8 protein-coding genes are annotated in these 11,173 nt (G+C 44.4%); all 8 read right to left on the bottom strand.

Translation table 11 applies throughout. The features are described 5' to 3' along the window. Positions 1–59: 59 nt before the first annotated feature. Positions 60–548 (bottom strand): CvpA family protein, encoded by a 489-nt coding sequence (locus BW947_RS07720; protein WP_076498148.1) that lies wholly within the window; start codon positions 546–548, stop codon positions 60–62. Positions 549–664: 116 nt separating this feature from the next. Beyond that, a complete protein-coding gene (gene dedD, locus BW947_RS07715) occupies positions 665–1,417 on the bottom strand; it encodes a cell division protein DedD (RefSeq protein WP_076498146.1) in 753 nt (250 codons plus the stop codon). After that, positions 1,410–2,681, bottom strand: coding sequence for a bifunctional tetrahydrofolate synthase/dihydrofolate synthase (folC, locus tag BW947_RS07710; protein WP_076498144.1), 1,272 nt, complete (start codon positions 2,679–2,681; stop codon positions 1,410–1,412). The genes dedD and folC overlap by 8 nt, the downstream gene beginning before the upstream one ends. Positions 2,682–2,751: 70 nt before the next feature. After that, positions 2,752–3,537, bottom strand: a complete 786-nt coding sequence (truA, locus tag BW947_RS07705; RefSeq protein ID WP_076498142.1) for a tRNA pseudouridine(38-40) synthase TruA — start codon at positions 3,535–3,537, stop codon at positions 2,752–2,754. A 109-nt stretch (positions 3,538–3,646) separates the two neighbouring features. Further along, a complete protein-coding gene (locus BW947_RS07700) occupies positions 3,647–7,456 on the bottom strand; it encodes a FimV/HubP family polar landmark protein (protein ID WP_076498140.1) in 3,810 nt (1,269 codons plus the stop codon). A 177-nt stretch (positions 7,457–7,633) separates the two neighbouring features. Further along, positions 7,634–8,650, bottom strand: coding sequence for an aspartate-semialdehyde dehydrogenase (locus tag BW947_RS07695; protein ID WP_076498138.1), 1,017 nt, complete (start codon positions 8,648–8,650; stop codon positions 7,634–7,636). Between the two features lie 2 nt (positions 8,651–8,652). Next, positions 8,653–9,783, bottom strand: coding sequence for a 4-phosphoerythronate dehydrogenase (locus BW947_RS07690; protein ID WP_076498136.1), 1,131 nt, complete (start codon positions 9,781–9,783; stop codon positions 8,653–8,655). Positions 9,784–9,941: 158 nt separating this feature from the next. Beyond that, the gene (gene fabB, locus BW947_RS07685; protein ID WP_076498488.1) at positions 9,942–11,153 is read right to left on the bottom strand and encodes a beta-ketoacyl-ACP synthase I; all 1,212 of its coding nucleotides are present in this window, start codon (positions 11,151–11,153) and stop codon (positions 9,942–9,944) included. Between the last annotated feature and the right edge of the window lie 20 nt (positions 11,154–11,173).

The raw sequence follows: 11,173 nt of genomic DNA, 5'->3' as shown, positions 1-11,173 counted from the left end.
TAACATAAATTCCCAAGCGACAGCGTTTTTCAGCATTTAGGATTAATTAATTTTATTTCTTATAGTTTGGGTACAAAGCTGGAGGTGTTTTCCAAATAGTTAAAAAACCATTGAATAACCACGCCAAATTCGGGCACTAGCACAGAGTCCTTCCACCACTGAGTGTTGGGTGAGCCTGTAAAAGCATCCATAAAAAACAGTAAAGCACTGACAATCAAGGCGCCGCGAATGGCACCGAAACAAAGGCCTAAAAGCCTGTCAGTGCCAGATAATCCGGTTTTAACAACCAGTTGTCCAAGAATGTAGTTAACTAGAGCGCCGAGCACTAAGGTAGTAATAAACAGAATGGCAATGGAAACGCCATTGCGCAGCATCTCATCACTCATTTGCGTTAAATGAACGGCAAGATCGAGGTAAAATTGGCTGGCAATAAAGAAAGCTGCAAACCATACCACTAACGACATGGCTTCTTTGGCAAATCCTCGGATCAGACTGATGAGAGTCGATAATCCGATGACGAATATGATAGCGTAATCAATCCAAACCATTGAGATGGCTTTCCGACATGGGCTTTAAGACGGCGAGATTCTACCAGAGACTGAAACGATTCTCACCCCCTAGTGAGGTAAATAAATCATTTTCAGTCTCGGGCGTGGTATCGCCATTAAGACTCTAAGGGGTTAAAAGGTATTATCCAGCCCTTAAGCCGTGTGAGGGTTTCGACCTCAATTTGTATTTTTTTCAGTTTTGCTTCGGACACATCTGGCCCAACAAAAACTTTAGTCAATACGCCATCCTTAGGTGTTGCTGGAATGGTGTAAGCTTTAAAACCATTCTTACGCAGTTGTGCGACTAAGGTTTTAACGTTAGCGGCATTATTAAAACCACCTAACTGTAAGGTAAAACCGCTTTTTATATTGTCACGACTAACAGTTTTAACTTCAGCCTCTTTTGCCGTATTGACTTTAGGCGCTGTAACTTTTGGTTTTTCAACTTTAGCTTTTTCAACCTTTTCCACTGCGACCGGTTTGCTCTCAGACTTTTTAATCGCTTCAGCTTTAACGGTTGCCTTAGGCGGCTCTTTTTTGACGTCAGCCTTTTTTATCTCGGGCTGGATTTCAGCCTTAGCATCTGACTTAGAGGACTCTTTGACTGCAACCTCAAGCTGATTATCCGCATTAGCTTGAGCATCAGCCGCTAACGCAGGTTCATTTGAGCTAAGTTCACCATCAACCGATAAAACCTCAAACATATCGTCGGCTTTTTGCTGTTCAATTACAGTCGGACGTAAAGGGATCTCTGAAAATTGCTCTTCTTGATGATCTTTTTTACCATCTAAAATATCCGGCAAAAAAAGCACACCAAGCGCAACCAGCACCACAGTGCCAACTAAACGATTATGAAACTGGCTAGACAAAACGCACTTCCTGCTTAAATTGAGACTTAAAACCTGCCACAGTGTAAAAGGAGCCAAACACAATTACCACATCATCTGGGGTTATTTGCACTTTTAATGCAGACCAGGCAGCATCTATGTCTTCAAACTCAATCGCTTTGCTATCTGCTGCTAAGGTTTGACGCAACTGAGCCGCACTTGCACCGCGCTCACCTTTCAGACTCACTAAGCACCATGTGTCAACCAAAGGTTCAATCACCGACAGCACGCCAGCAATATCTTTATCTTTAAGCATGCCGCATAGCGCAAATACGCGCTTCCCTGCAACTATCGGCTGTAACTGTTGCACTAAAAATCGAGCCGCATGGGGATTATGGGCGACATCAAGCAGCACTAAAGGTTGTTCACTCACTCGCTCTAATCGACCGGTTAAACGAGCCGTACTAATACCTTTATCGATAATATCCGCCGTAATATAAGGCCAACCATGTTCAATCACCGCCAGTACCGTTGCCGCATTAGGCAAGGGTAAGGTCGGTAATGTTAGGTGATTAAGCTGCCTTATTTTCCCCGAAAACTCCCATGAGTCACCATGATTTTGATAACTAAATTCATGACCAACACGGTATAAATGTGCGCCGACTTCCTTAGCAACATCATTAACGCTGCATGGCAGGTTGGGTTCACCTACGATAGCGGGTTTACCAGCGCGGAAAATCCCCGCCTTTTCACGGCCCACAAGTTCACGGGTATTACCAAGATAACCTTCGTGATCTAAATCCACTGAAGTGACCACACTAATATCGGCATCAATAATGTTAGTGGCATCTAAACGTCCTCCTAAACCGACTTCTAGAATCACAACATCAAGCTTTGCGGCTTTAAAAAGGATTAATCCCGCCAGCGTAGCGTATTCAAAAAAGGTCAGAGAGATCTCGGCGCGCGCCGCTTCAATTTGCTCAAAGGCCGCAACAAAAGCACAGTCTTTCGCATCTTCGCCATTGATACGCACTCGCTCGTTATACTTGAGCATATGCGGTGAGCTGTACACTCCCACAGTCAAACCCGATAAGCGCAAAATTTGTTCTAACATAGCGCAAGTGGTGCCTTTACCATTTGTGCCAGCCACAGTAACCACTTTAGTTTGGCCAAGTGTCAGTAGATCTAAGCGGCGCGCCACTTGTGAAACACGGCTTAACCCCATGTCTATTTCAGTGGGATGAATGGATAACAAATAGTCAAGCCACTGATTAATCTCTGCATTTGACGCTGGTACTGTTAGCATATCGGTACATCCTCGTATTCGATGTCTTACAATCTATTGAAATAAAGCCTGAGTATTATAAACGGTAATTTTAGTCCAACATAAACAGCGGCCCAAGAGCCAATTTGGGTAACTGGTACTGCTCTGGATACGTCACATCAACTAAATAAAGCCCATTGGGTTTTGCCGTTGCTGCCGCTTGTTTTCTATCCTTTAGCGCTAACAGCTCTGTCATCCACGTTAAAGGCTGATTACCTAAACCAATTTCTAATAACGAACCCACAATATTACGCACCATGTGGTGCAAAAAGGCATTAGCAGCAATATCAACAATCACATACATACCTTGGCGAGTCACATTTACGCAATGCACATTGCGAAATGGCGTTTTAGATTGACACTGCATAGCACGGAAACTGGTAAAATCATGTTCACCGAGTAATAACTGCGCCGCTTGATGCATTTTGTTAGCATCGATATCACCGTGATAATGACTGACGCCGTGACGTAAAATTCCTGGGCGAAATTGATGATTATAAATCACATAACGGTAGCGACGAGCCGTGGCGGAAAAACGAGCATGGAAGCTATCATCCACCTCTTTCACCCAGCGCACAGCAATATCATCAGGCAGATTAGCATTCACCCCGAGGGTCCATGCGCTTTCGTTACGAATTGCATTTGTTTCAAAATGCACCACTTGGCCAGTGGCATGAACCCCCGCATCGGTACGACCAGCACAAAGTACGCCAATGGGTTCGTTGGCCACTATCGATAACGCACGTTCTAATTGCGTTTGTACTGAATCGACGTCTGTTTGGCGTTGCCAGCCAAAATAGCCCTTACCGTCATATTCAATACCTAATGCAATCCGCATTCACTTATCCTCACTTGTGACTATTATTTAGCGGCGCATTTTATCACAGCATTAACTAAAAAAAACGGCGCTGTTAGCGCCGTTTAATCAAAACTGAAAGGTGACCGCTTTAGCTGATATTCTTCAGTAAACGTTGCGCTTCTTCTTGCTGACGCGCATTACCATCAATATTGACTTCTTTTAGCAAGGCTTTGGCGCTATCACTATCGTCAATTTCAATATATGCACGGGCTAAATCAAGTTTGGCATTGACTGAATTTTCCTCGTCATCAACATCAATCATCGCCGCATCACCGATTAAAGCATTTACGTCACTCATTTCAACGTCAATTTCTGAATACTGATCGGTATCACCCTCTTCATTGGCATCATTTAACAACTTATCGATATCAATAAAACCATTTTCATTTTGGAAGTGAGTTAAATCGTGCTCAGGCACAAACCTCTGCTGTGCTTTACGCGACTCTTGGGCATCAAGCGCAGCCAAGGCTTCATCAACGGTGAGATTATGATCATCAATGAGAGAAAAGCTGTCTTCCGACGTCAATACGTCTTCATCTTCATCAAAATCTGCATTAGCAGTAAAGGCGGCGAGCACATTATCGTCACTTAAATCAAACCCTTGCTCAAAATCTAGTTCATCCACATCTTCTTGAGTATCGAGTTTAACATCTTCACTAAAATCAAGATCGTTCCGTGTCGCCTTGATGGGCTTATCTTGAGCTGCTTGAATGAAATCGGTGTTAGGCTCAACATTATTGCCATCAGTTGCGGTGCTAGTTTGAGGCGTGACAGGGTTTGCTTTAGGGGCAAAATCAAGCTCTGAATCCCAATCGAGTACATGGGGATCTGCACTTTTATTGGCTTTTAAATCATTAAAAAATGATGATTCTTTCTCTTTGGTGCTTAATACTGCGGCCGTTGCTGCTGCCACTCCAGCCGTTGTTAAACTGACTTGAGGTTCATCATCAAGCTCAAACGTATCGTCAGTACCATTTGGGTCGTGACCTGCACCAATACCTTTAAGTAAATCATTAGCATCATCGGTGTCAGTAGACTCTATTGCTGCGGTTTCGATATCAAAATTAATTTCGTCGGCATCGGCCTCTGATTGTTCAGGCAAATCAAACTGAGCTAAAAGCGCATCTAAATCTTCTTCATTGGTTAAGTCTTCTGGCAACGAAGCTTGCAACTCTGCAGTAATAGCTGCATTGATGTCGCTATCTGCACTATCTTGTAAATCATTTTGTGGTTCTGCAGTGGTATCAAGCTCAACCTCTGGTTTTGTCTCAAAACTGGCCAATAAGGAGTCAATGTCATCGGTATCGTCAACACCTAGCTCATCAATGTCTGCGTCTAACTCAGCGGCAATTTCAGCGCTAATATTGGGTTCTGCGACTTCGGGTTCAGATCCTGATACAGATGTTGGTTTGTCAAAATCTGCCAACAAAGCATCAATATCATCACTATTACCAACGTCTAAGTCATCAAGCTCTGCGTCTAACTCAGCGGCAATTTCGGCGCTAAGATCGGATTCTGCGACTGCGGCTGTAGATTCAGAAGCGGGCGCCGGTTTATCGAAACCTGCCAATAAGGCATCAATATCAGCGCTATTATCAACGTCTAAGTCATCAAGCTCAGCGTCTAACTCAGCGGCAATTTCAGCGCTATGATCTGCGACTGCGGCTGTAGATTCAGAAGCGGGCGCCGGTTTATCGAAACCTGCCAATAAGGCATCAATATCAGCGCTATTATCAACGTCTAAGTCATCAAGCTCAGCGTCTAACTCAGCGGCAATTTCAGCGCTAAGATCAGGTCTTGTAACTTCTGGTCCAGATTCTGGTGCAGGTGTCGGTTTATCAAAATCTGCCAATAAGGCATCGATATCATCATTATTATCAATGTCTAAGTTATCAAGCTCTGCGTCTAACTCGGCGGCAATTTCGGCGCTAAGATCAGGTTCTGCGACTTCAGCTGTAGATTCAGAAGCGGGTGTAGGTTTATCAAAACCTGCCAACAAGGCATCAATATCATCAACGTCTAAGCCATCAACGTCTAAGTCATCAAGCTTGGCGTCTAACTCATCGGCAATTTCGGCGCTAAGATCGGGCTCAGTAACTGCTGATTCAGATTCTGGTGCAGGTGTCGGTTTATCAAAACCTGCGAGTAGAGCAGCGATATCGTCATTAGAATCCGTAATCGCATCATCTAATTCAACCGATTCAACTGATGAATCAGATAATGCGTCGCTGAGATCATCAGCCGCCACAGATTCGGGAGTAGTTTTTGCTACTGGCGCACTAAACTCGGCAAGCAAAGCATCAAGATCGTCAGTATCTGCTGTCGACGCCTTGGCAGGTTCAGCCGCGTCAATCTCAACAGCGTTGTTTTTCTCAAAGCCAACGTCATTCGTTTGCGCCAAATCATTGCCAAAGTTGCGCTCTAACTCACTAAAATTGTCATTCTCATTTGAGGTTTCTTCAAAATCTAGACCGGCTAATAGCGCATCAAGATCAGCTTCCTCAATGATATTGTCAGATTTAGGTTTACTTTCTGGGATACCTTCTTCCTGATCCCCCATGGCTTCTGCCCATAGATCATCTAAAGATTGGCCTTCCTCCTCAACATCAGATCCAATAGCAACACTCTGATCAATAAACATCTCAGAGGCCATATCCATTTGGTCACTCGCATCAGAGAGATCGTGTTCTGGTTGTAAATCTACACTTCCCATATCGAGTAAACTGTCGATAGAATCAATAGGATCACGGTCTAAATGAACCGCCATATCACCTAAATCGTCATTATCCATACTCAGAGTCGTAGCCGTAGCACCAGCAGCCATAGCCGCTTGCTGCGCCTGCATCTCGCGACGTTCTTTATTCCGTTTGCGACGTAATAACCAAAACACTCCTAGCAATAAAAACAAAGCAGGTATAACCGCCGCCGCAACCATTAACATCGGGTTATTAAGGAAGTTACGCCACAGGTCGTCAGGCTCTGCCGCTGTATCTGTATCAGCTTCTGTGGTTATTGGCTCGGATATTTGAGTCGCTTCAATCTCTGTTTTTAACGCTTGGTTTTGTAATTTACTGGCTTGTAGCGTTTCTTCTAGTACGGCAATGCGTTGATTTAACTCTTCAACTTTAACTTTTAATGCTTCTACATCAGCAGTGCGTACAGAGAGTTGATCTTGCGTTCTGGCTAATTCATCGGTTAAGGACAGGTTTTTACTCTCAGCTGCCTCTAACCGTGTAGTGATATCGGAACTCACCATTTCAGGCGTAGATTGAGTCTGTGTATTAGTCACAGCTGCTGACGTAGTGGCTTTATCGGCTGCAGGTACTGATGCTACGGCAGTATCAATTGGTGCCACTGCTGGTGCTTCTACCGCAGGAGCTGGAGGTGTCGAAGCTTTTTCTGCGAGCACTGTGGATGCTACTGCCGGCGCGATTACAGGCACTTTAGTCGTCACCTTCGGTGTCGGTTTCGCAGTATTTTTTGCCGCGCTGCGGGAAGGTTTATCACTTTGTTCAGCTCTAGCTATCGCAATACGATTAGGAATAGATTGCATGACATCTTTAGACGGAACGAGCAAGATCATGCCACGTTCTAAACTGTTGTAACTAGCAGAATTAAAAGCATGGGGGTTGGCATCGTATAACGCGGCCATTACTTGGTAAATACTGACACTGGCATCAGGGCGGACTTTTTGCGCTATGCTCCAAAAAGTGTCTTTAGATGTCGTAGGGCCGTATTGATGATTAACCTGACGAATTTGTCCATCTGGACCCATGATTTTTAAAGGTTTTAATCTTGGTGTGTCTGCTGCAATGGCGGGATCAACAAAATAAGTAATGGAAGAAACGGCTAAAATAGTGGCAACTAGACCCACAAGATACGAAGTGCGAAATGTCATCAATCCTTCCCTTTGAAGCGCTATAAAGTTATCTCTCTGATAACAGGCTTTAGGCAATTGTATTTATTGAGATTACTATAAACCAGAAATCCCTGCCCTGCTACTGTTCACAATTGTAAAACAAAAAAAGCCTGCTGACTGCAGGCTTTTTCAATGGGCATCATTACTTTATAAAACTTAGTAGTAATCTCTCACTAAGATCTCGGCAATTTGCACACTATTTAAGGCTGCGCCCTTACGAATATTGTCTGACACCACCCACAAGTTAATACCGTGAGAATGGGAAATATCCTTACGAATACGGCCAACATAAACGGGATCAGTGCCAGCACCATCAGTCACGGCCGTAGGATAATCGTCATCAGACTCAAACAATACCACGCCATCGGCATTACGCAGTAACGCTTTAACGTCTTCTGCATCGACAGGTTGGCGTGTTTCGATGTTAATCGCTTCAGAGTGACCATAAAATACCGGAACACGTACAGCGGTCGCATTGACTAATATCTCATCGTCACCGAAAATCTTTTGGGTTTCCCAAACCATTTTCATTTCTTCTTTGGTATAGCCATTATCCATAAATTTATCGATTTGTGGCAATACGTTAAAAGCAATTTGCTTAGGATAAACTTCCGCTTCCGCTGGTAAGCCTTGCAATAGTTTAGTGCACTGATGTACTAGTTCTTCAATCGCTTTTTTGCCCGTACCAGATACCGACTGGTAAGTAGCTACGTTGATGCGCGTAATACCATAAGCATCATAAATCGGTTTAAGCGCCACCAGCATTTGGATGGTCGAACAATTGGGATTGGCGATAATATTGCGATTACGGAAATCGGCAATCGCGTGCGGGTTAACTTCGGGTATGACTAAAGGAACATCGATGTCGTATCTAAAGTGTGAAGTGTTATCAATCACAACACAGCCCGCTTCGGCAGCAATCGGTGCCCATTTGGCAGAAACATCACCGCCTGCTGAGAAAAAACCAATTTGGGCTTGGGTCCAATCGAAGGTTTCTACGTCGAGAATGGTAATTTGTTTGCCATGAAAACTGACCGTTTCACCAGCGCTGCGGCTACTAGCTAAAGGGTACAAATTAGCAATCGGGAAATTACGCTCTTCGAGGATCTCAATCATAGTTTGACCCACTGCGCCCGATGCACCTAAAACGACAACATTAAATTCCTGTGACATGGTTACTTACCGACTCCTGAAAAACCTAAATTGGACAACCAATCTACATCAGATAGGTTGTTATAAGCCAGTGCCAACGCACTAAATTCGCGTCTATGTAGGTGATTTTTTCTCATAGTGTCAAAGCCATTCTGATTTAAGAATGTATTTCTGAAGATTTGGTCGTCGTCGCGCAAATCATAAACAAAGCGCGCAAGTTGCAATAGCGCTTTTTCATTCGGCGCAGTCATAAACTCGACTTCTTTAATATTAAATGTCGGTAATAAATCTAAAAGGTTTTTATCAGCGGGAAGATTAAGTAACTGACACAGTTTTTGATAAAGCATAAAAGTACCGCGCGCCTTACCCTCTAAGCTATAGCCGGCAATATGCGGTGTGGCGAACTCTGCAAGCGCTACCAGCTCAGGCAAGGGTTTGGGTTCCCCTTCCCACACATCGAGTACTAACTTAAGGTCAGCACGTTTTTGCTTAACCTTAATCAGCGCTTGATTATCAATCACATCACCACGGCAGCAGTTAATTAGCCACGTATTTTGCTTAAGCGCGCTTAAACGTGCCTCGTCAAATAAATGCTTGGTCTTATGCTCACCCGTGCGCGTAATGGGCACATGTAAACTGATAATGTCAGCCTGCGCCATGATGGTATCTAAACTAACAAAACTGCGTGGGTCACCTTCAGCGGCTTTAATGGGGTCATTAAGTAACACTTTAATGCCATAGGCTTGCAAACATTTTGCCGTTGCAGTGCCGGTATTACCCGCACCGACGATACCGACCACTTTCCCTTTCAGTGGTGAGTTAACACGCTGCGCTAATTCCAACATAGCGATAAACGCAAACTCTCCAACCGCGGTGGCATTACAACCCGGCGCATTAGAAAAGGGAATATTGTGCTTTGCAAGGTAAGCTAAATCGACATGATCAGTGCCTATGGTGGCACTACCCACAAATTTAAGTCGATTATTACCCGCAAGTAACTCCGCATTAACGTTTGTTATCGAGCGCACTAGCAACACATCGGCATCGTGTACTTGCGCAGACGTTAAACTGCGACCATTGAACGGAATAACCTCACCCATATCGCTAAAGAGCGGTATAACATAGGGCATATTTTCATCGACTAAAATATTCATAGGCACCTGATTTTAAAAATGTGGAAAAGAAGGCATCAAGATGCTCGGCATTCTAACAAGACTTAAGCGATAAATCCTTGTCGGTGCAATAGGTTCGCGAAAAACACCAACAAAAAAGGAAGCCGAAGCTTCCTTTTTATACTGCTTGATAAACAAGCTTATTTAAATTTGCGCATCACTAACGTGGCGTTTGTACCGCCAAAACCAAAACTGTTGCTCATTACTGTGGTCAACTCAGCATCGCGATATTCTCTAACAATTGGCATACCTTTCGCCGCGTCGTCAAGATTATCGATATTGATACTTGGAGCAATAAAGCTGTTTTCCATCATCAGTAAACTATAGATAGCTTCATGTACACCAGCAGCACCTAATGCATGGCCTGTCATCGACTTAGTCGATGCGATAGGCGGGCACTGGTCTTTGAATACTTCACGTAATGCTTCTAGCTCACGCATATCACCGACAGGCGTTGAAGTGCCGTGAGTGTTGATGTAATCAATCGGGGTATCGACATCAGCCATGGCTAATCTCATGCAGCGAACCGCACCTTCGCCCGATGGAGCCACCATGTCATAACCGTCAGATGACGCGCCGTAACCAATCACTTCTGCGTAAATTTTTGCGCCGCGAGCCAGAGCATGCTCTAACTCCTCAACCACAACAATACCGCCGCCGCCTGAAATCACAAACCCATCGCGGTCTGCATCATAGGTGCGTGAGGCTTTTTCTGGCGTGGCATTGTATTTAGTAGACAGCGCGCCCATAGCATCAAAGCCCATGGTGAGTGTCCAATCTACTTCCTCAGCACCACCGGCAAATACCATATCTTGCTTACCCATTTGGATAAGTTCTACAGCATGACCAATACAATGCGCGCTGGTGGCACAAGCAGAACTGATTGAATAGTTCATGCCTTTAATTTTAAACGGCGTGGCTAAACAAGCGCTGGCGGTGCTCGACATAATACGTGGCACAATATACGGGCCAACACGTTTAACGCCTTTTTCACGCAGTGTGTCTGCAGATTGTACTTGGTTAGACGATGATGCACCGCCAGTACCAACAATCAAACCTACGCGCGGATCTGAATACTGCTCTTCCGTTAAATTGGCATCGCTAATCGCTTCTTGCATTGCAATATAAGCATAAGCAGCAGCATCGCCCATGAAGCGCAATGCTTTACGATCGATATGCTCAGCAGGGTTTAATTTGATATCTCCCCATACATGGCTACGTAATTGCATTTCTTCAAACTGAGCGGAATGCGTAATACCACTGCGGCCCGCTTTCAGTGACTCGGTTACTTCTTGCTTGTTATTACCGATGCTTGAAACAACACCCATTCCGGTGATCACGACTCTTTTCATTTTATTGCTACCCATTGTGT

This window comes from Shewanella morhuae (assembly GCF_900156405.1).
Lineage (GTDB): Bacteria > Pseudomonadota > Gammaproteobacteria > Enterobacterales > Shewanellaceae > Shewanella > Shewanella morhuae.
Note: the sequence above shows the minus strand (reverse complement) of the source record. Positions and strands in the feature narration are given on the sequence as shown.